Genomic DNA, 20,626 nt, shown 5'->3' on the forward strand with positions numbered 1-20,626 from the left:
GGAATGACATTCATATCCAAGACGCTAGCGAAGGGGAAAAAATATCGACTCACTCTTAGCCCTGCGCGCGTCTTAGTTGGTTGGCGTACCGCTTATAGTGTGGATAAAGATCATGTGCTTTCTGCAAATATCGACGCGCCGCAATTTTATCGCCGCGTTTGAGCGAAATTTGCCCTGCCGCACCCTGTATCGCAGCCGTGACATGATCCAGTTCAGCTGCATTCAGAATCTGATTTTGACCCTTTTCGTCTGATCCCGCTCTCTCAAGAACCCGCCCCATAGCAAATATCAAAAAAGGGTTTTCTGGGTCACATGCGACTGCTTCAGCCATTGAACGCTGCGCACTGTTTAGCTCGCCTTCGTTCTCATAAACTCGCGACAAACGCATATGATAGATGGGGTTTTCCGGGTGCTTAGCAATACAGGCCCGGGTAGTATCAATAGCTGCTGACGAAGATATGCCACCCAAATGAAACTGTAGTACAGCATTCAAGCTTTCAGCGCCTGGGTCAGCTTTCTCCACACGTTTGGCATTGATCAAAGCGGTGTGCAACCGTTCCAAACGCACAGAATCCTGAACCAGTCTGTGTGCCTTTTGATCGGTTGAAAGCTCAGCCCAGTCCAGAAGTATCATATCAAAATTGCAGGGCTGCCGAACGATAACTTTGTGCTGCAACAAATACAGGTTGTTAAAGGGTGGAAATCGCCGCTGTCGGATATCTCTTTGCAACCTCCAGTCTACGGGTGGAAACAACCGGTATGGGATCTGGTCACGGTACAGCATCCTAGAACCCAAAACGACCACATCCGGACGCAACGGCTTGGCCCAAAAAGCCCGAGCCAGCTGTCGCCCTGCTGACCAGCGTTTCTTTTGCGCGCCCAACGTCGCGGCATACAAAGCAGTTAGAACTGCGAAATCCTCAGGCCAGAGGTTGGGGTTTTCCAACCCCCCTTTGCAAAGAGCACCGCTTTCTTTCCATCTGGACATGTAAAAGCAATTCAGGGCTTGTAGCATCGGAAGAAACGCATTGTCCGGTTGTTCAGCAAGTATCGGCTCGGCCAAGTCATATGCGCGCTCGATCTGGTCCTGCGCACACAAGTACTGGGCGGCTTTTGCATATATGTGTGCCGCCTCGGATTTGTTTAGAAACGTACTTGGCCCCTCTGCGACGCGGTCGATAACACGCTCTGTTGCGCAGGACATCTCCGCAGCCGAGAGAACTTCTTTGAAAATCAGCCTCTGGCGCCCGGAAATGCGGGCGGCGGCCATGGAAAACGCCGATATATACGGGGCAATTACCTGATCAGCACGCGACATCGTATAAAGCTCAAGGAAATCCCGCTTGGCGCGTGTCATCATTGATAAGTCGGCGATATCTGACATCTGCATAAGGTTGGGGAAACGTTTCTGAAACCGAGCAATTAGTTCTGGCTGGTCCGAAAACATGATCGCCTTTTGCCCGCCGCTTTTCTCAAGATGAGCCTCATAAAGTTCTTCGGGCTCGATCTTTGCTGGCCAGGTCGTGTGCTTCCATGGAAGCCCGTTCAAGATATCACCGCGACGGATGTGATAGGCAGAGACGCCCTGCCCTGTCAGCATCTTATCCGCGCGATCCATCACCGCTCGGATTTCATCGGTGAATCCGATCCGATGAATGAAATCGCGATACCGGGGGCGGATTGCTTCAATGTCTTCCCAAGGAAAGGCCAGAACTTCGAACCCCTCCTCAACCAGCACCGAGTGACCTGCATTCAGATGCGCGATCAGGCGGTCAGGTGATGGATCGCCCAGAAATGCCCACACCGGCTTTGTGTTGCGATTGAGCTTTTCGAATTGAGCCGTTTTCAAAAAGTGCTTGCGCATCCAATCTTGCTTAAACAGCTCATCAGGTTGGTCCAATTCCGGGGCGTCTGCGCCTTGCGGAAACCAGTTGACCTTGTACGTCGTCCCAAAATCCTCGGCCAAACGAATGCAGGTCAACATCATGAGCAGTCTTGCACCCATGCGATCCTTACGTTGGCCGATAAAGACGCCTTTGGCACCGTTCATGCGGGATCCTTTTCCGCATTGGCCGCGGCTTGTCGGCGCAGGTGCCTGAACCTTTGGCGTGCGCGTTGTGTGAGCACGGGATGGCGATCACCGCAGTGGGCTTCGATTCCACGCATGTACAGTGGCAGCCGGCGTCTGGCTCGCATCATCTTATAGAACGCATCTGGTTCAAGCGATCCGTTCATCGCCGCCAACATAATAGGTTTTAGGATGTCCAACTTGCGCAACATCGGGGCCGCGAAATGGTTCGAAAACCACGTCTTCAGTAGATGGACGTTGTCCCCTTGCAGGCGCTGAACCTGTTGCCGGTCCAGATCAAAAAACGGGTCATAGAAGACGTAAACCTTGCTTGCGTTGGACACGGTTTTCGCCGCATCAGCTATCGGCAAATCCCAATCCTGCACCCGGCCAAAGCGATAGCGCGGCTCCCACGGCACAAGGCGTTCATCCAGCGTCGTCTGGGGGTTAAAGGCGATCACTATCGACCCGGGCACCAGGCTTGAAAAAGTTAGCGCCCCGAACCCGCCCATAGACGCGCCGGCAAAGACAACCCGGTCGAATTGGTCAAAAAAACCTTCGGCTGCCTTGGTTTGAAAATAGGTGATGATTTCCGGGTCGCGGTACCACGCCTTGGTGCGCGCAAAGACCCCCATATGCGACCACCCTTCGTCACGGAAGAATTTCCAACCCCATGGTTCACGCGCGAAAGACAGGTCATTGGCATTCGCGATATTGTCGAAACTGACCACAAGCTGCGTGGCCGATCGGTGATGAAACAGAACCGAATGACGCTCCAGTTTCTGCAGAAAGCCTTTTCCATCGCCACCCGGATACAGTTCGACGAACCAAGGTGGTGCGGGATCCGTCAAAATACGCTCATATCCCGTCTTACGATCGGGGTGGTCGGGTTTGAGTTGCTGTTTCGAAAGATCCTCTGCCATTGCCGTCAGATCAGGTTCTCTGCCAGCCAAGCGCGGAATTCGATCCAATCCGGGCGCATTTTTATTTCTGTAACCTTCGCCCGATGCCAGTCACAGGCGTTTTCATGTAGCTCTCTTAGCTTGGGGTCTGATTTCAGTTCTGCCAGAACCGGGGCCGCTCGCTGCGCCGCGGGCAGGATCGACTGGTCCAGTTCTTTGTTGGCGTTCATGTCTTGCCAGTAGGACTGCCCTTGGTCCACCCGGATGTGGTTTGTCCTGCCACGGTCGCGCTTGATCAAGAACCCGTCCAAGGACCGAACAGAGTAATGGTGAAGACGACCAAGGGAGTGATCGAAGTTCCGCCAGGCACGCCAGCCAACCTTATCTGCCGGGAACAGCTTACCGCCTGCATCGGACCACGCAATATCGGCGGCCCCCTCCTCCGTGAAGCCCTTGGGCCGATGGGGGCCAAATCGCGTAAATTTGCCGTTGTTTCGGAACAAGGTCTTAAGTCCGTACGCACGACCTGAATGATGTGGATAAGCAAGATCCGCCATCGAGAAAGCCTCGGTCACCGGTTTATCTTCGAAACTGATATTTCCAGAACTTCCAAAAAGCTTCCACGCGAACGAAATCGCATCCACAGGTTGGCCCGAACGCTGCTCGACCTCTTCGATCAGGGCATGAAAACTGTTGTCCCCGCAGCGTATGTTCCAAAACTCGTCGACGTCCAGACACATGAGCCAGTCGGCTTCTTTCACCTTCGGCTGGCGCCGTGCACGCCGAAGCATCTGGTGCTGCGGGTTACCGCCCTCTTTTACCTCGTTGGAAACGTGCGTCGCGATACCCAGTTCCTGCAATCGACGCGCGATGTCATCGGTTCCATCTTCGCAACTGTTGGTAAAGATCACAAAATGATCGGCCCCCAGGGACTTGTGGAAAGCCACCCACTCTAACATGTAGGGGCCTTCGTTTTTCATTGTCGTGAATATGGTGATGGCCTGAGACATCTGCACCTTTCCCGAGTGGTCTTGAGTTCAAGTCATACACATCCGTGACCAGACGAGCGAGACAGGAATTGCAGGCAACATTAGTGAACCCGAAACTGGTGCATCTCTACACGGTGTTTCGTTAAATTTGCACTGCCAGATTTTCAGGGAATGGTGCGGTCGAGAAGACTCGAACTTCCACGGGAGTTACCCCACAGCGACCTCAACGCTGCGCGTCTACCAATTCCGCCACGACCGCACTGTCTGTGACTTGGTAGAGGCGCATATAGACGGTGCGGAACGGGATGTGAAGAGGCAAAAACACGCCGGATTGATTTCCTGTTCCCCATTCATATCTGTAGCATGAAATTCAATACATCCGCCCAGTCAGGAGCCTTAGCATGACAACGCCAGACCCTCGCCCCGTCGTTCAGGTGGATGTCGTATCTGACGTCGTTTGTCCTTGGTGTATTGTGGGCTTCAGACAGCTGGATCTGGCGCTGCAGCAGGAAAACGTATTGGCCAAGCTCAGATGGCACCCTTTTGAGCTGAACCCGAACATGCCGCCCGAGGGCCAAAACCTGCGTGAGCATATCATGGAGAAATACGGCTCGACCGCCGAACAAAGTCAGCAGGCCCGCGAAAGGCTGACGCAACTAGGTTCGGAACTTGGGTTCACCTTTAATTTTAGCGACGACAGCCGGATCGTAAACACGTTCGCGGCGCATCAATTGTTGGACTGGGCCGAGGCGCAAGGGCGTCAGCACCCGCTGAAGCTTGCGTTGTTCCAGGCCTATTTCACTGATGGTCAGGATGTTTCGGATACGAAGGTCCTGCTGAACGCCGTAGAAACCGCCGGGCTGGATCGGGACACCGCACATGAGGCACTCACGTCTGGTGCGCACATCGCGCCGGTGCGGGAAAAACAACAGTTTTGGACCAGCCGTGGGATATCCGGCGTTCCGTCCATGGTTTTTGGCGGAAAATACCTTTTGACCGGCGCACAAGGAACACCCACCTACGCACAGGTTTTGCAGCGCTGCCTGGCCGAGGCTGCCTGACCTCTTTCCCTTGCTGCACACGCACGATATGACACCGCCATGGAATGGAAGATAACAGACGGCTTGACCGAGTATGACGATGCCGTGGCTTTTATGGAGGCACGCGTCGCCGATATCTCAGCGGGCGTTGCCGACGAATGCGTTTGGCTTCTGGAACACCCGCCACTCTATACGGCGGGAACATCGGCAAAGCCCCAAGACCTGACCGATCCCGACCGTTTTCCTGTTTACACGTCCAAGCGCGGCGGTGAATACACGTATCACGGGCCGGGTCAGCGGGTTGCATACGTCATGTTAGACCTGAACAAACGCGGCCGAGACGTACGCCTCTTTGTCAAACAGCTGGAAGAATGGGTCATCGCTTCGCTGGCCGAGTTTAACGTAACCGGAGAGATCAGAGATGGGCGTGTTGGTGTTTGGGTGCGCCGCGACGACAAACCCCTGACAGTTTCCGGTCAACCTGCGGAAGACAAGGTTGCAGCAATCGGTTTGCGCCTTCGCAAGTGGGTCAGCTTTCATGGGATATCGATCAACGTCGAGCCGGATCTGGACCATTTCACGGGGATCGTGCCCTGCGGCATCACCGAACACGGCGTGACGTCTCTGGTCGATCTTGGACTGCCCGTCACGATGGAAGATGTAGATACAGCGCTGCGCAAAACATTTTACGATATCTTTGCCTCAAATTCGCCAAATACATAACAGACGAATCGCTCAATCTGGGTAGTTTGGTGAACAATCAGAGGCTACCAATCTGCTCTGTTTCCATTTCAGGGCAATAGCTTACGCGCTGGAAGCCTCAAAACAGCTAAATTTACCTAAAATCCACTCAAGTGAATACAGGCCGCAAATTCGCGGCTAATATGATCCTACCGTTCGAGAGTGAGTGGTGTGTTAAACCGGTAAGCATGGGGTATCCCATGAGGTCGGAAAAGTTCTTGTTAACGAGTCTGCCGTTCCGACCCCAAATCGGAACGGCAATTCTTTTTCAGCAAGGCCAACCTCAAATCTTCTAAGCAAGAGCAGCTTTGATTTTCTCGGCGTGCTGGGCGATCTGCTCAAAATCCCCCATATTCCCCGGCGCGCGCATGGCGACACCCTCATGACGGGGTAAAACGTGGAAATGGAGGTGGAACACCTCCTGCCCGCCCGCGGCTTCATTGAACTGCTGAACCGTCACACCATCAGCATCGAACGCCGTCACAACCGCTTTGGCCAGTTTCTGTGTCGTGGACGCGACCGCGGCCAGTTGCGCTGGCGTGGCGTCCAGAAGATTCCGACATGGTGTTTTCGGGATAACCAGCAAATGGCCATCAGATCTTGGCATGATGTCCATGAACGCCAATGTCTCGTCGTCTTCATAGACTTTCGTTGACGGGATTTCACCGCGCAGAATCTTGGCAAAGATATTGTCGGGGTCATAGGCGGTCATGTCAGTTCTCCGATTTCAGCGTTGAAACAAGTACTGCTGTGCCACCTCGCAAGGGTCAAGCCGCGAATTCGCCCAGATTTTCGAGGGCTTGAATTTTCATATGTGATACCCAGATCTGCAATGCTTTAGGTCGAAATCGCGCAGGTTCCTGCCTTGCCCGCGACAATTATTCTTGATCCAGATCAAACTCGACCATTGAAGGCGCCTCTTTCGCATTCTAAAACCAGCAGGAATCCCGCGCGCCGGAGAGGTCTGGCTGCGCGGTGCAGTTGCAACAGGAGGCACCTATAATGGCAGACGCAGCCATTCATGGTCACGATCATGAAGACAACCGTGGGTTTTTCACGCGCTGGTTCATGTCGACCAACCACAAGGACATCGGGATTCTCTACCTGATCTTCTCGGCGCTTGCCGGGTTTATCTCGGTGGCGATGACCGTATATATGCGGCTCGAGCTGATGCACCCCGGTGTGCAGTATATGTGCCTTGAAGGCTTTATGGCCGACCCATGTACCCCCAACGGGCACCTGTGGAACGTTATGATCACTTATCACGGTGTTCTGATGATGTTCTTCGTTGTCATCCCCGCTCTGTTCGGCGGATTTGGCAACTATTTCATGCCGTTGCAGATCGGCGCGCCGGACATGGCGTTCCCGCGGATGAACAACCTGTCCTTCTGGCTGTATGTCGCTGGTACCTCGCTGGGCGTGGCCTCGCTGCTGAGCCCCGGTGGTAACGATCAGCTTGGTTCGGGCGTTGGCTGGGTTCTCTACCCACCGCTGTCCACGACCGAGGGCGGCATGTCCATGGACCTTGCGATCTTCGCCGTGCACGTATCGGGCGCCTCCTCGATCCTCGGCGCGATCAACATGATCACCACGTTCCTGAACATGCGTGCCCCGGGCATGACACTGTTCAAGGTGCCGCTGTTCAGCTGGTCGATCTTCGTCACTTCGTGGCTGATTCTTCTGTCCCTGCCCGTTCTTGCCGGCGCGATCACCATGCTGCTGATGGACCGCAACTTCGGCTTTACGTTCTTTGATCCGGCCGGTGGCGGTGACCCGATCCTGTATCAGCACATCCTGTGGTTCTTCGGCCACCCCGAAGTGTACATCGTCATCCTGCCCGGTTTCGGCATCATCAGCCACGTGATTGCAACCTTCGCACGCAAGCCGATCTTCGGTTACCTGCCGATGGTCTGGGCAATCATCGCGATCGGTGTTCTGGGCTTCGTCGTTTGGGCGCACCACATGTACACCGTTGGCATGTCGCTGCGTCAGCAAGCCTACTTCATGCTGGCCACGATGGTCATCGCGGTTCCAACCGGTGTTAAGGTGTTCTCGTGGATCGCAACCATGTGGGGCGGGTCCATTGAGTTCAAAACTCCGATGCTGTTCGCCTTCGGCTTCCTGTTCCTGTTCACCGTTGGTGGTGTGACCGGTGTGGTTCTGTCGCAGGCCGGTGTAGACCGCGCCTATCACGACACGTACTACGTCGTTGCGCACTTCCACTATGTGATGAGCTTGGGTGCCGTATTTGCGATCTTTGCGGGCGTCTACTTCTACTTCTCGAAGATGACGGGCCGTCAGTATTCCGAGTTCTGGGGCAAAATCCACTTTTGGATGTTCTTCATCGGCGCAAACCTGACCTTCTTCCCGCAGCACTTCCTGGGCCGTCAGGGCATGCCACGTCGCTACATCGACTACCCCGAAGCGTTCGCCCAGTGGAACTTTGTATCGTCGATCGGTGCGTTCATCTCGTTTGCTTCGTTCCTGCTGTTCTTCGGCATCGTTTTCTACGCCCTCTTCCGCGGCGCGAAAGAAACACGTCCGAACCCTTGGAACGAATACGCAGACACGCTGGAATGGACCCTGCCCACGCCGCCGCCCGAACACACGTTCGAGCAGCTGCCCAAGCAGGAAGACTGGGACAAGGGCCACGCGCACTAATCCCGACCAACACCAAAACCCCGCCAAAACGGCGGGGTTTTTCTTTGGCGGCAACCCTTTCACGGAACAGTCGCGAAAACCCGCAAAATCCGCTATCCTGCAAGGGACGACACGTCCCGCCAAACCGGGGGTAGCTTATGTCTGAATTGGATTTTTGGTTCTCAATCGGCAGCACATATAGTTTCCTGACGATTATGCGCATGGATGACTGGTGCGCCGAAAACAACGCGTCGGTGCGCTGGCAGCCATTCAACGTCCGCACCATCATGGCGGATCAACAGAACATCCCGTTTGCGGGAAAACCCACCAAGTCTGCCTACATGTGGCGCGATATCGAAAGGCGCGCTGCAAAGTACCACTTGCACGCCCATCTTCCTGCCCCCTATCCTGTGTCAGACCTAGCGCTGGCCAATCAAATCGCCCTGCTTGGAATGCGAGATGGCTGGGGCAAAGCTTTCACCCAAAACCTGTACCGCATCTGGTTTGAAGATGGGATCGAGGCAGGCAGCGAGGCGGCGCAGACAGAGGCGCTGCATCGATGCCAGCAGGACCCACGCATCGTTCTGGCCCGGGCACGCAGCCCTGATATTGTCGCGGCGCTTGAGGTCGACACTGACCGGGCTGCACGCTTGGGTGTTTTCGGAGCACCAACCTTTGTCGTACGCGGAGAAGTCTTTTGGGGCGACGACCGCCTTGACGATGCATTGTCCTGGGCGCGGGTTGGCCACATCACCTGATTACACCCGTCGACACGCGTTGCAGTGACGCTATTTTAAGATCATGCCATATCAGTGGAATCAAACATCAGCTTCTGAACAAGAATTGCGGCTTTGGCCGCATAACTCGTTGCCACCGCGATGGGCCGGCCGTGTCGTACTATCCGTTTTCCTGTTCGGGTTGATCCCTTTGATGGCCGTATTGGGATCGGCTGTACTGTGGGGCCTGCTGCCCTTCCTGCTTGTGACTGTTCTGGGCGTTTGGCTCGCGATTCAAGCCAATTACAAAGCACGGAGTGTGTTTGAGGTTTTAACACTGAACGGCACCCAGGCGCGGCTGATCCACCATCACCCCCGCAAAGGCCCACAGGAGTGGGTTTGCAACCGCTATTGGGCCAGACCTGAAATGCACGCACACGGCGGACCGGTCCCAAACTACGTCACGTTGTCTGGTCAGGGCCGTGAGGTAGAGATTGGCGCGTTTCTTACTGAAGAAGAACGGATTTCTTTATACGATGAGCTTACAAAAAAACTGCGCGAACCAGTCGCGCAGTAATCACGCTTTGTCGTGCTTTTGGGATCAGCAACCGCCGCTTGCGGATGCGCAAAGCTGGTCTTTAACCATCGGGCCGACCTTGCCGAAATCCATCTGACCCGTATAGCGCGTCTTAAGCTCGCCCATGACCTTGCCCATGTCACGGATTGAACCCGCGCCTGTGGCGGTTATCGCAGTTTCAATCGCCTTGGAGACTTCATCTTCGTCCAATTGCTTGGGCAAAAACTCTTCGATAACTTCAACTTCACGCAGCTCGCGCTCAGCCAGGTCCAGCCGTCCACCCTCTTCGTAGGCGCGCGCGCTTTCCTTACGCTGTTTCGTCATTTTACCAAGAATTTCAAGAACCTCGGCATCGCCGCAGCCCTTGGCTTCTTCGTTGTCTGATGCACGAGATGCAATATCGCGATCCTTGATCGCGGCATTGATCAAACGCAGCGTCGACAAACGCTCAGCTTCCTTGTCTTTCATTGCTTGCTTCAGGGCAGAAGTCACCCGCGAACGCATATCCATATGATCTGTCCATCCCCATGGAAAAAGGAACCCCGACCATATCGAAACAAAAAGCGCGACACAACCGGGGACGAATATGGCTAAGTTATTGATTTATATAGATAGCCCAAAATTTGAACAGGCTTGACCCAAAGGCGTAACCCCCTTAGGTATGCGCCGGTTTACCTTGCAGGAGAGTCGCGCCATGGCCCAGAACGCCCCGTCCAAGCCCACCGCATGTCTGGCATTGGCCGACGGTACACTGTTCTACGGGATCGGCTTTGGTGCCACCGGCCAAACAGTGGCCGAGCTGTGTTTCAACACCGCCATGACAGGTTATCAGGAGATCATGACCGATCCCTCATATGCCGGTCAGATCGTCACCTTCACCTTTCCGCATATCGGTAATGTGGGTGTGAACCCCGAAGACGATGAGACTGGCGATCCGGTTGCCGCTGGCATGGTGGTCAAATGGGACCCGACCGAACCGTCCAACTGGCGCTCGGCGGAAGAGTTGAAAACCTGGCTTGCGCGTCGCGGCCGCATCGCGATCGGTGGCGTCGATACCCGCCGCCTGACCCGTGCGATCCGTCAGCAAGGCGCTCCGCATGTTGCATTGGCCCACGATCCCGAGGGCAATTTCGACATCGAGTCTTTGGTCGCTGCCGCGCGTGGGTTTGCCGGGCTGGAAGGTATGGACCTCGCGAAAGAAGTCACCTGCGCCCAAAGCTATCGCTGGGACGAAATGCGGTGGGCATGGCCCGATGGGTACCCCCGTCAGGAAAACCCTGCCCACAAGGTTGTTGCCATCGATTATGGTGCAAAGCGCAACATCCTGCGGTGTCTGGCCTCTGCGGGTTGCGATGTGACCGTCCTGCCCGCCACGGCGACGGCCGCCGAAGTGCTAGCGCATAACCCCGACGGTGTATTTCTTTCAAACGGACCTGGCGATCCAGCGGCAACTGGCGAATACGCGGTCCCGATGATCAAAGAAGTTCTGGAGACCACGGACCTGCCGGTCTTTGGCATTTGCCTTGGCCACCAGATGCTGGCATTGGCCTTGGGCGGTCAAACCGTCAAGATGAACCACGGCCACCACGGCGCAAACCACCCGGTCAAGGATCTGGACACGGGCAAGGTCGAAATCACCTCGATGAACCACGGTTTTGCTGTTGACGCACAGTCCTTACCCGACGGCGTTGTGGAAACGCACCGCTCATTGTTTGACGGCTCGAACTGCGGAATTCGGATGGCCGACCGCCCGGTTTACTCGGTGCAGTACCACCCCGAAGCCTCCCCCGGGCCACAGGACAGTTTTTACCTGTTCGAACGTTTCGCCAAGGCCATGGCTGAGAATAAAGCACAAGCTTGACGCACATCGTTAAGGATTAACCTGGTGTTAACCTTAATGGATCATCCCTGACACTCGTCATGTGTGTCAGGGTTTTTTTATGGTTGAACTGAACCTGCAGCAATTCGCCCAAGCGAAGCCAATACCAAGGCGGGTCAGAAAACCTTTGGGCACCTGCCTCGTTGACAGCGGTCTGATCAGTGATGATCAACTGGGAAAAGCCTTAGAACTGCAAAAGCATCAACAAGCACCGCTAGGGGAAATTCTGGTCGGTGAAGGCTGGCTGGATCGGCAAGACGTCCTGCATGGACTGTCAGCGCAATCCGGTTTGCAGGTTGTGGACCTTTCGATGCACGCGCCGGATAGCACTTTGTGCCAATTGATGAGCGTAGATTACTGGTTGTGGCACAACGTTATCCCTTGGTCGCGAGTCGGACCAATTCTGTTGGTTGCGACGGCCCGCCCAGACCTTTTCGAGGCAGTCCGGCGAGACTTGGATCAATTCGACTACACGGTCGTCCCTGTTCTGGCATCAAGTGAACAGATCGACCGCCATATCGAGCACGCTTTTTCCAAACAATTGGCCGAGGCCGCCGAAACCCGAGTGGCTGCCAATCAAAGTTGCCGTTCCTGGACTACGCGGACCCGTACCGGTCCAATGCTCGCACTGATTGGCATCATCGCTTTAGTAGCTGTCTGGCCCAGCCCGGGATTGGCCGCCCTTCTGGCCGCCGCTGTTTTATCGCTGGTCCTGTTTCTTGCGCTTAGGCTTGCGGGCCTGTGGGCTTGCTTGGCAAAGCCTAAAATTTCTCAGCAGTTTGAAAACCCACCCCCAAAAATGCCGCGCGTTTCCATTCTGGTTCCACTTTATAAAGAACGCGAAATCGCCAACGAGCTTATACGCAGGCTTCAAAGGCTGACGTATCCCAAGGCTCTGCTGGATGTAATTCTCGTGCTCGAGCAATCAGACGACGTCACCCGCAGCGCTTTGGCGAATATTACCCTGCCCAGTTGGATCAGAATTGTTGAAGCGCCTGAACGAAATGGGCTGACCACTAAGCCACGCGCTATGAACTACGCTTTGGATTTCTGCCGCGGGGACATCTTGGGTGTCTGGGATGCAGAGGACGCACCGCAACCCGACCAGATTGAGCGTGTCGTAGAACACTTTGCACGTGCGGATAAGGACGTGGTGTGCCTGCAGGGCGTGCTGGATTATTACAACCCTCAAACCAATTGGCGGTCGCGGTGTTTTACCATTGAGTACAACAGCTGGTTTCGCGTCGTTCTGCAGGGCATAGCTCGGTTAGGACTGGTCGTTCCCTTAGGCGGTACGACATTCTTTTTCCGGCGGGACAAGCTGGTCGAATTGGGGGGCTGGGACGCCCACAATGTCACCGAAGACGCCGATCTTGGCGTTCGGCTTAGCAGGTCGGGATATCGCACCGAAATGGTAGATACGACGACTTATGAGGAAGCAAACTTTCGTGCCTGGCCGTGGATCAAACAACGCTCACGCTGGCTAAAAGGCTTCATGGTTACCTATCTGGTCCATATGCGCGCACCGCGCCAATTGATTGCGGAATTGGGGATCGTCAAATTTCTTGGTTTTCAGGCGTTCTTCGTCGGAACGATCGGGCAATTTCTGCTCGCCCCGGTACTTTGGTTGTTCTGGCAGACGACACTCGGCCTTGCAAATCCATTCAATGCAATACTGCCGATGCAGGCGATGTTCGGGCTGATTGGTCTGTTCATCTTGGCCGAGGTTACGAATTTGGCCGTAGGTCTGATTGCCGTTGCCGCACCCGAAAGGCGGTTCCTCATTCCATGGGTGCTGACAATGCCGCTCTACTATCCGCTTGGCGTGCTGGCTGCGTATAAGGCGCTTTGGGAACTGGTCCGCAATCCATTCTACTGGGACAAAACCCAGCATGGACAGGCGGGGGAAGACATCCCGCTGCCTTAACCGCTAGTTTTCGCGACGCACCGCATCCTGTTTCAAGCGTGTCATGAACGCGACTGAGATGTGCTCTTTCAATGCGCGCGCCGCGGCCTCTTCGTCCCGTTCGGCAATGGCGTCGACAATGGCCTTATGCTCGTTTTGAGCGATTTCACCCCGTCCCTGTGCGGCCAGAGACGTTGTGGCCATCAGCGCCATGGTTCTGTGCACCAGGTCAAGCTGCTGCACCAGATACCGGTTATGCGAGGCAAGGTGGATTTGTTCATGAAACCTGCGGTTTGCCCGTGACAAGGCCGTTGGATCATCCACCAGGGCATCATCAGCAGCAACCATTTCCTGCAGAATCCTGATCTCCTCTTCCGTTGCGTGTTTGGCAGCCAGGCTGGCTGCCAAGCCTTCCAACTCGCGTCGGACCACGTAAAGCTCGGCCATCTGGTTGTGATCCAGCGAAGCGACAATCAGTGAGCGCCCGTCCCGTTCGAGCAGAGACTGCGTTTCCAAGCGTTGCAACGCTTCGCGGATGGGGGTGCGCGACACTCCGAACCGTTCGGCCAATTCGCTTTCGACCAACCGGTCGCCGGGCTTATATACGCCGACATCAATGGCTTCTAGGATCAGACTGTAGGCGTCCTTGTTGGATTGTTTGGAATGCGGCATCGGGTGGTTTGTCTCCTCGTTCGAACCTGTCTATCCGTCCCCGCCCCCTGCAATCAAGTGCGGCATTGAAAACCGGGTTGTGGCGGCCTAAACCCAAACCATGGTCAAACCTGCCTTTTCTCACGTCACGCAATGGGTGTTCGATCTGGACAACACCCTTTACCCACCTCACATGCGCCTATTCGATCAGATCGAGGTGCTGATGACGGATTACGTGGTAGACGCGATCGGCGTTGACCGAGCCGAGGCGGATCGGCTGCGTTCCCACTATTGGCGGGAATACGGCACCACGCTGGCCGGCCTGATGGCCGAGCACGATTTGGACCCAGATCCCTATCTGCACGCCGTGCATCAGGTCGACATGAGCCACATGGACCCCGATGCCGACCTGGCAGATCACATCCGCTCGCTGCCGGGGCGTCGTATCGTCTACACCAATGGCAGCGCGCCGTATGCTGAGCGTGTTTTGGCCGCACGCGGCCTCAGCGGTTTGTTTGACGCAATTTACGGAATCGAACACGCCGACTACCGACCCAAGCCACAAAAGGCCGCGTTTGAGGCGATCTTTGCGCAAGATGGAATCGATGCTGCCAAAGCCGCGATGTTCGAGGATGACCCCCGCAATCTGGCCGCCCCGCATGCGTTGGGAATGCGTACAGTTCATGTCGCGCCCGAGCCGCATGAGGCCGACCATATTCACCACCATACCGATGATCTGACCGCTTTTCTAAGCCTCCTGCGGTAGGCTGTCACACTGCGACGATCTGCACATTCTGCGGCTGTATTGGCATCCTTATATGCGCTGCAGCGACGAACAGAATCGGAGAATCCCATGAGCGCGACCGAAGGTCTTCGGCGCCTGCCAATCTGGCAGCGCCTTTTGTTTGCTATCCCCCTGTTTGGTTGGATGGCGCGTGATGCCGCCAACAGCGAGGGAGAAGACTGGGGCTATACCGCGATTGCGATTTTCAGCATGTGGGGTTGTTCGATCCTGCTGTTTGGATTGCCCGGCCTATATATTCCAGCGCTTATGATGGTGCCGGTTATGTTTCTGATCCTCATCCTGATCTCTCGCGGCTAGGATACGGGACAGGATGTCGCTTGGCACCTGACCATGAACCGATCTAGGTTCTGCCCAAGTTACGGAGGCCACGGTCATGACAGACAGCTGCGACATCCTGATTTCCGGCGGCGGCATCGCCGGATTGACCGCCGCAGCGGCCTTTGGTGCTGCTGGGTTTCAGGTAATTTGCGTAGACCCTGCCCCGCCGATTACGGAACGCGACGTCGACGGGTCTGATCTGCGAACCACCGCGTTCCTGCAACCTGCACGCGGACTACTGGAACAATGCGGGCTGTGGGACAGGCTTGATGCCCATGCCGCTCCGCTACAGATTATGCGCATCGTGGACGCAGGCGGTAAGTTTCCGGAACCCCGCGTCGTACGTGATTTCAACGCGACAGATATCTCGGACCAGCCTTTTGGATGGAATTTACCGAACTGGTTGCTGCGGCGTGAGATGGTAGCCCGTTTGGCAGAACTGCCTAATGTCGATTTTCGCCCGGGCACTGGCACGGTAAGCCTTTTTACCCGCACAGCCGAAGCCCGCGTCGGGTTGAGCGATGGGTGTCGTATTCGGTGCAAGCTGGTTGTTGCGGCGGACGGGCGCAACTCTGTCATGAGAGAGGCCGCGGGCATTCAGGTGCGGACCACGCGTTACGGCCAAAAGGCCTTGGCATTTGCGGTTACACACCCAACCCCACACGAAAACGTATCAACGGAAATCCACCGCTCGGGTGGCCCTTTCACTTTGGTTCCCCTGCCCGACTGGCAAGACCAACCGTCGTCAGCCATCGTATGGATGGAGCGCGGCCCTCGGGCAGTCGAGCTATTGAACACCGAAAAACAAGCGTTCGAAGCCTTGATGACGGAACGGTCCTGTGGGTTGCTTGGACCTCTAACGCTGGCCTCAAGACGGACGATCTGGCCGATCATCAGCCAGTCTGCTGAACGCTTGTCGGGTGAACGTGTCGCCTTGATGGCCGAAGCTGCCCATGTTGTGCCCCCTATTGGCGCACAAGGTCTTAACATGTCACTGGGTGATCTACGCAGCCTTCTGGAACTGACCCAGGCGCGGCCCGATGGTTTGGGGGACGCACAGATGCTTGAGGCTTACCACAAGTCGCGCCATGCCGAGATTGAGATGCGGGTCAAAGGCATTGATTTGCTGAACCGCGCCTCGATGATTGAGGCGCGGCCATTGCGGGACGCTCGGGCGATGGGACTAAACGCCCTGTACTCCCTTCCGCCTGTGCGCAAGACCCTTATGCAAATGGGTCTTGGCGTCCGTTAGGGCAAGATTACAGGACCTGGTCCAACACACGCTTCAATCGCGCAATTGTGCCGTCGACGTCGTACAGCTTGTCCAATCCAAACAAGCCAAGCCGGAAGGTTCTGAAATCTGCGGGTTCATCGCATTGCAACGGAACGCCTGCAGCGATCTGCATCCCCAAGGCAGCAAATTTCTTGCCGTTCTGAATTTCGGGATCCGCCGTATAGCTGACAACGACGCCGGGTGCGCCAAAGCCATCTGCCGCAACTGAAACGACACCCTTGTCTTTGAGCATGGCACGCACGCCATTCCCCAAGGCCCACTGGGCGTCCCGCAGTTTCTCAAAACCGTATTCCCGCGTCTCTTGCATCGTGTCGCGAAACGCCTTCAGCGCATCCGTCGGCATCGTCGCATGATAGGCATGGCCACCGTTTTCATAGGCCTGCATGATCTGACGCCATTTCTTGAGATCAACGGCAAAGCTGTCTGACGTTGTTTCTTCCAAACGCGCCTCGGCCTGTTCGGACAGCATTACCAAGCCGGCGCAGGGTGACGCACTCCACCCCTTTTGCGGGGCAGAGATCAGGACATCCACGCCGGTTGCCTTCATGTCGACCCACGCGCAGCCCGATGCGATGCAATCCAACACCATCAGCGCGCCAACCTCATGCGCCGCCTGCGCCAAAGCAGTGACATAAGCGTCCGGCAAGACAACGCCCGCCGATGTCTCGACATGCGGGGCGAACACAACGTCTGGCTTTTGGTCCAGAATAGCTGCGACCACTTCCTCGATCGGTGCGGGCGCAAAGGGGGACGGGCTGGAATTTCCTGTCTGCCGCGCTTTGAAAACGGTTGCTGACTTGGTCAGGCTACCGGACTCGATGATCTGGCTCCACCGATAGGAAAACCATCCATTTCGAACGACAAGCACATTGGCGTCGCGGGCGAACTGCCGCGCCACGGCTTCCATGCCATAGGTGCCGCCACCCGGAATAACTGCGACACCATCCGCGTTATACACCTCTTTCAGCATGCCAGAAATATCGCGCATCACAGTCTGGAACTGGGCCGACATGTGGTTCAGGGACCGATCCGTGAAGACGACCGAAAACTCTTCCAGACCATTCGGGTCAATGGTGTCCAAAAGCGCTGCCATGATTAATCCTTTCAGTTACAGCCGCCGACCGGGGCAACTGACCCGTTCTGGCACGCCGCACTCTAACCTTCGAGATTGACCCGAGGGAACCCAATAACGCCTCTCCGAAAACACTTTTTTTCGAGCTAACCTCGCAATAAATGACGCCAATTAGTATCACCCGCCCTTTACACTTCTACGTGTTTCTGACCAGATGCATTCACTTTACAGCAGAAAGGTATTTTCCAACGTGACGGCCCATAAGCGGATTAGTTTTCAAAATGTACGGGACGAGGTGAAACGGCGGATTGAAACCCGTATCTGGCCTCAGGGCGCTTTGTTGCCGACGGAAACCCAGCTTGCTGAAGAATTCAATTGCGCCCGCGCGACGGTGAACCGCGCGTTGCGGGAACTTGCCGATCAGGGCTTTGTTGAACGCAAGCGCAAAAGCGGGACGAGGGTCAAGAAAGAGCCCAGCAAACACGCCAAGCTTGAGTTTTCACTGACGCGGCAAACAGTGGAAAACCAAAACTCTACTTACCGCTATTCACTGGTTGAACGGAACATTGTCGAAAGCCCGGGTTGGTTGGCGTCACAATTGGGCGTGTCGCCCAATTCGCGTGTCTTGCATGTGGTTTGCATGCACTACGCAGACAACCGCCCCTTTCAACTTGAAGAGCGTTGGATCAACATCGAAGTCGTGCCCGATGTCGAATTCGCGGACCTGGAAACGCACGGCCCGCACGAGTGGTTGCTGAAAGCAGCCCCCTTCACCGAAGCCGAGGTCGCGTTCTGCGCAATTTCCGCAGATGGCCGCCTGGCCGAGTTCATGGGCACAACGGCAGGTGCATCGATGATCCAACTCGAGCGGACGACGTGGCGGGACGGCAAACCGATGACATTCGCGCGCATGACGCACCATCCGGGTTACTGCATCAGAACAAAGTACTGACTTAGCCCATCGGCCCCGGTAGCCTCTCTTCGCTGAGCAGCACGTTGGCCTCGACATCGCCTGCCCCGGGCAAGGTCATGATGCGCCGTCTGAGCACGCGCTCAAAATCCGCAATATCGCGGGCAACGACGCGCAATCGGTAGTCGTATAGTCCAAGGACGTGTTCTACCGTCTGAACTTCGGGAATGGCGCTAACGGCGCGTTCAAAATCTGAAAGGCTGATCTGCCCCTTCCGTGCCAGCTTAACGCCCAGAAAAACGGTCACCCCAAAACCTAAAGCTTCGGCGTTCAATCGCAATCGGCGCCCCTTGATCACACCGGCCTCTTCCAAGCGGCGAATGCGGCGCCAAGTCGCTGGTTGAGACAACCCCAATTTGCGCCCCAAAGCACCGGCGCTTTGCGCGGCATCCTGTACTAAGGATCGCAGGATGCGGCGATCTATTTCGTCCAATTCAATCATACCGGAAGCACCACGTCGCTTTTGACCCGCGCAATGTGCATCAAGGCTTCGATGTCCGCGATATGCGGTAAAGTCAGGATCTGGTCCCGGTATAGCTGCTGGTAGTGCGGCATGTCCCGCGCCAACACCGAAAGCCGCACATCCACACGACCCAGAAAAGTCTGGATTTCTATGACTTCCGGCACCTGTCTGGCTGCGGCGGTGAATTCGTCAAAGGCGCGTGGTTGTGTCTTATCCAGAGTGATACGCAAGGACACCTCGACCGCATAGCCCAACGCGAACCAGTCGATCACGGCCTCTTGCCCTTCGATGACGCCCGCTTCTTGCATTTTCTCGATCCGGCGCCAGCACAGGCTGGAGGAGATACGGCTGCGCTCTGCCAGCTCGGCTGTCGATAGGCTGGGATCGGCCTGAAAGTGGCGCAGGATTCGCCGGTCTATTTCATCAAGCATGATTTTTTCACAGTTTTTGAATTTTGCGAATTACTTCTCATCAAAACCGGAATATTTCAAGCTCTGCGCTGTCGTAATCTCGGATGACTGACTTTAGAACCTCCTTCAATCGAAACTGAAAGGACCAGCGACATGCGCGTCTATTACGATCGCGATTGCGACATTAACCTGATCAAAGACAAAAAAGTGGCGATCCTGGGCTATGGCTCGCAAGGTCACGCCCACGCACTGAACCTGCGCGACTCGGGTGCCAAGAACCTTGTCGTTGCCCTGCGTGAGGGCTCGGGCTCTGCAAAGAAAGCAGAAGCCGAAGGTCTGAAGGTCATGGGTATCGCAGAAGCCGCAGCCTGGTGCGACGTCATCATGTTCACCATGCCCGACGAACTGCAGGCCGAAACCTACAAGAAATACGTGCATGACAACATCAAGCCGGGCGCGGCCATCGCATTCGCCCACGGCCTGAACGTCCACTTTGGCCTGATCGAGCCCAAAGAAGGCGTTGACGTCATCATGATGGCCCCCAAAGGCCCTGGCCACACCGTACGCGGCGAATATGTCAAAGGCGGCGGCGTACCTTGCCTTGTGGCCGTACACACCGACGCAACCGGAAAAGCGCTGGAAATCGGCCTGTCCTATTGCTCGGCCATCGGTGGCGGCCGTTCGGGCATCATCGAAACCAACTTCCGCGAAGAATGCGAAACTGACCTGTTCGGCGAGCAGGCCGTTTTGTGCGGTGGCCTGGTAGAACTGATCCGCATGGGCTTTGAAACCCTGGTCGAGGCCGGTTACGCGCCCGAAATGGCTTATTTCGAGTGTCTGCACGAAGTGAAGCTGATCGTTGACCTGATCTACGAAGGCGGCATCGCGAACATGAACTACTCGATCTCGAACACCGCCGAGTATGGCGAGTATGTCTCGGGCCCGCGCGTTCTGCCTTATGAGCAGACCAAGAAAGAGATGAAGGCGATCCTGACCGACATTCAGACCGGTAAATTCGTGCGTGACTTCATGCAGGAAAACCAAGTCGGCCAGCCTTTCTTCAAGGGTACACGCCGCCTGAACGACGAACACCAGATCGAAGAAGTTGGTAAGAAACTGCGCGGCATGATGCCGTGGATCTCTGCCGGCAAACTGGTTGATCAGGAAAAGAACTGATCCAAACCT

The 20,626-nt window shown here is 55.8% G+C and carries 21 protein-coding genes and 1 tRNA gene; 12 read left to right on the top strand and 10 right to left on the bottom strand.

Features of this window, described 5'->3' with window-relative positions:
- Positions 1–55: 55 nt before the first annotated feature.
- From ACR0DG_RS10645 to ACR0DG_RS10660, 4 genes are all read right to left on the bottom strand, one after another.
- Complete coding sequence (locus tag ACR0DG_RS10645; RefSeq protein WP_480697660.1) at positions 56–2,050, bottom strand: hypothetical protein; 1,995 nt, start codon at positions 2,048–2,050, stop codon at positions 56–58.
- A complete protein-coding gene (locus ACR0DG_RS10650; protein WP_480697662.1) occupies positions 2,047–2,991 on the bottom strand; it encodes a hypothetical protein in 945 nt (314 codons plus the stop codon). Before ACR0DG_RS10650 ends, ACR0DG_RS10645 begins: the two co-directional genes overlap by 4 nt.
- A 5-nt stretch (positions 2,992–2,996) precedes the next feature.
- Positions 2,997–3,980 carry a glycosyltransferase family 2 protein gene (locus ACR0DG_RS10655; RefSeq protein ID WP_480697664.1) on the bottom strand — a complete coding sequence of 328 codons (984 nt, stop codon included), beginning with the start codon at positions 3,978–3,980 and terminating at the stop codon, positions 2,997–2,999.
- 151 nt (positions 3,981–4,131) lie between these two features.
- A tRNA-Leu gene (locus ACR0DG_RS10660) sits at positions 4,132–4,218 on the bottom strand.
- Between the two features lie 142 nt (positions 4,219–4,360).
- On the opposite strand from ACR0DG_RS10660, the gene ACR0DG_RS10665 reads away from it, so the two are divergent.
- Together ACR0DG_RS10665 and lipB are read left to right on the top strand one after the other, a co-directional pair.
- Positions 4,361–5,020 carry a DsbA family oxidoreductase gene (locus ACR0DG_RS10665; RefSeq protein ID WP_480697666.1) on the top strand — a complete coding sequence of 220 codons (660 nt, stop codon included), beginning with the start codon at positions 4,361–4,363 and terminating at the stop codon, positions 5,018–5,020.
- A gap of 39 nt (positions 5,021–5,059) precedes the next feature.
- On the top strand, positions 5,060–5,722 hold the full coding sequence (gene lipB, locus ACR0DG_RS10670; protein ID WP_480697668.1) for a lipoyl(octanoyl) transferase LipB: 663 nt from the start codon (positions 5,060–5,062) through the stop codon (positions 5,720–5,722).
- A 310-nt stretch (positions 5,723–6,032) separates the two neighbouring features.
- Here the strand turns inward: lipB and ACR0DG_RS10675 are convergent, their stop codons facing one another.
- Positions 6,033–6,452 (bottom strand): HIT family protein, encoded by a 420-nt coding sequence (locus tag ACR0DG_RS10675; RefSeq protein ID WP_480697670.1) that lies wholly within the window; start codon positions 6,450–6,452, stop codon positions 6,033–6,035.
- Between the two features lie 290 nt (positions 6,453–6,742).
- Here ACR0DG_RS10675 and ctaD point away from each other — a divergent pair, with 290 nt between their 5' ends.
- The 3 genes from ctaD (at position 6,743) to ACR0DG_RS10690 (ending at position 9,673) form a co-directional block, all read left to right on the top strand.
- Positions 6,743–8,401: a cytochrome c oxidase subunit I gene (gene ctaD / locus ACR0DG_RS10680; protein WP_480697672.1), complete on the top strand. Its 1,659-nt coding sequence runs from the start codon at positions 6,743–6,745 to the stop codon at positions 8,399–8,401.
- A 137-nt stretch (positions 8,402–8,538) separates the two neighbouring features.
- Positions 8,539–9,138, top strand: coding sequence for a DsbA family protein (locus ACR0DG_RS10685; protein WP_480697673.1), 600 nt, complete (start codon positions 8,539–8,541; stop codon positions 9,136–9,138).
- A gap of 43 nt (positions 9,139–9,181) precedes the next feature.
- Positions 9,182–9,673 (top strand): DUF2244 domain-containing protein, encoded by a 492-nt coding sequence (locus ACR0DG_RS10690; RefSeq protein WP_480697675.1) that lies wholly within the window; start codon positions 9,182–9,184, stop codon positions 9,671–9,673.
- Positions 9,674–9,697: 24 nt separating this feature from the next.
- Here the strand turns inward: ACR0DG_RS10690 and ACR0DG_RS10695 are convergent, their stop codons facing one another.
- Positions 9,698–10,183: a GatB/YqeY domain-containing protein gene (locus ACR0DG_RS10695; RefSeq protein WP_480697677.1), complete on the bottom strand. Its 486-nt coding sequence runs from the start codon at positions 10,181–10,183 to the stop codon at positions 9,698–9,700.
- A 184-nt stretch (positions 10,184–10,367) separates the two neighbouring features.
- On the opposite strand from ACR0DG_RS10695, the gene carA reads away from it, so the two are divergent.
- Entirely contained in the window at positions 10,368–11,534 is a 1,167-nt protein-coding gene (gene carA / locus ACR0DG_RS10700) for a glutamine-hydrolyzing carbamoyl-phosphate synthase small subunit (protein ID WP_480697679.1), read from the top strand.
- A gap of 79 nt (positions 11,535–11,613) precedes the next feature.
- Positions 11,614–13,479, top strand: a complete 1,866-nt coding sequence (locus ACR0DG_RS10705; RefSeq protein ID WP_480697680.1) for a glycosyltransferase — start codon at positions 11,614–11,616, stop codon at positions 13,477–13,479.
- Positions 13,480–13,482: 3 nt separating this feature from the next.
- On the opposite strand, the gene ACR0DG_RS10710 is transcribed toward ACR0DG_RS10705, so the two are convergent.
- Complete coding sequence (locus ACR0DG_RS10710; RefSeq protein ID WP_480697682.1) at positions 13,483–14,130, bottom strand: GntR family transcriptional regulator; 648 nt, start codon at positions 14,128–14,130, stop codon at positions 13,483–13,485.
- Between the two features lie 100 nt (positions 14,131–14,230).
- Between ACR0DG_RS10710 and ACR0DG_RS10715 the strand changes: the two genes are divergently transcribed.
- From ACR0DG_RS10715 to ACR0DG_RS10725, 3 genes are all read left to right on the top strand, one after another.
- Complete coding sequence (locus ACR0DG_RS10715; RefSeq protein ID WP_480697684.1) at positions 14,231–14,875, top strand: pyrimidine 5'-nucleotidase; 645 nt, start codon at positions 14,231–14,233, stop codon at positions 14,873–14,875.
- Between the two features lie 87 nt (positions 14,876–14,962).
- Complete coding sequence (locus ACR0DG_RS10720; protein WP_480697686.1) at positions 14,963–15,211, top strand: hypothetical protein; 249 nt, start codon at positions 14,963–14,965, stop codon at positions 15,209–15,211.
- A 76-nt stretch (positions 15,212–15,287) separates the two neighbouring features.
- A complete protein-coding gene (locus ACR0DG_RS10725; RefSeq protein WP_480697688.1) occupies positions 15,288–16,484 on the top strand; it encodes a UbiH/UbiF family hydroxylase in 1,197 nt (398 codons plus the stop codon).
- Between the two features lie 7 nt (positions 16,485–16,491).
- Here the strand turns inward: ACR0DG_RS10725 and ACR0DG_RS10730 are convergent, their stop codons facing one another.
- Entirely contained in the window at positions 16,492–17,619 is a 1,128-nt protein-coding gene (locus ACR0DG_RS10730) for an aminotransferase class V-fold PLP-dependent enzyme (protein WP_480697690.1), read from the bottom strand.
- 274 nt (positions 17,620–17,893) lie between these two features.
- On the opposite strand from ACR0DG_RS10730, the gene ACR0DG_RS10735 reads away from it, so the two are divergent.
- On the top strand, positions 17,894–18,550 hold the full coding sequence (locus ACR0DG_RS10735) for a GntR family transcriptional regulator (protein ID WP_480697692.1): 657 nt from the start codon (positions 17,894–17,896) through the stop codon (positions 18,548–18,550).
- 1 nt (position 18,551) lies between these two features.
- Here ACR0DG_RS10735 and ACR0DG_RS10740 read toward each other — a convergent pair whose 3' ends face one another.
- Together ACR0DG_RS10740 and ACR0DG_RS10745 are read right to left on the bottom strand one after the other, a co-directional pair.
- Positions 18,552–19,010: an Lrp/AsnC family transcriptional regulator gene (locus ACR0DG_RS10740; RefSeq protein WP_480697694.1), complete on the bottom strand. Its 459-nt coding sequence runs from the start codon at positions 19,008–19,010 to the stop codon at positions 18,552–18,554.
- Complete coding sequence (locus tag ACR0DG_RS10745) at positions 19,007–19,462, bottom strand: Lrp/AsnC family transcriptional regulator (protein WP_480697696.1); 456 nt, start codon at positions 19,460–19,462, stop codon at positions 19,007–19,009. Before ACR0DG_RS10745 ends, ACR0DG_RS10740 begins: the two co-directional genes overlap by 4 nt.
- A gap of 132 nt (positions 19,463–19,594) precedes the next feature.
- On the opposite strand from ACR0DG_RS10745, the gene ilvC reads away from it, so the two are divergent.
- Positions 19,595–20,617 carry a ketol-acid reductoisomerase gene (gene ilvC, locus ACR0DG_RS10750; protein ID WP_480697698.1) on the top strand — a complete coding sequence of 341 codons (1,023 nt, stop codon included), beginning with the start codon at positions 19,595–19,597 and terminating at the stop codon, positions 20,615–20,617.
- The last annotated feature ends 9 nt before the right edge of the window (positions 20,618–20,626 follow it).

The organism is Ruegeria sp. BG8, assembly GCF_056538325.1.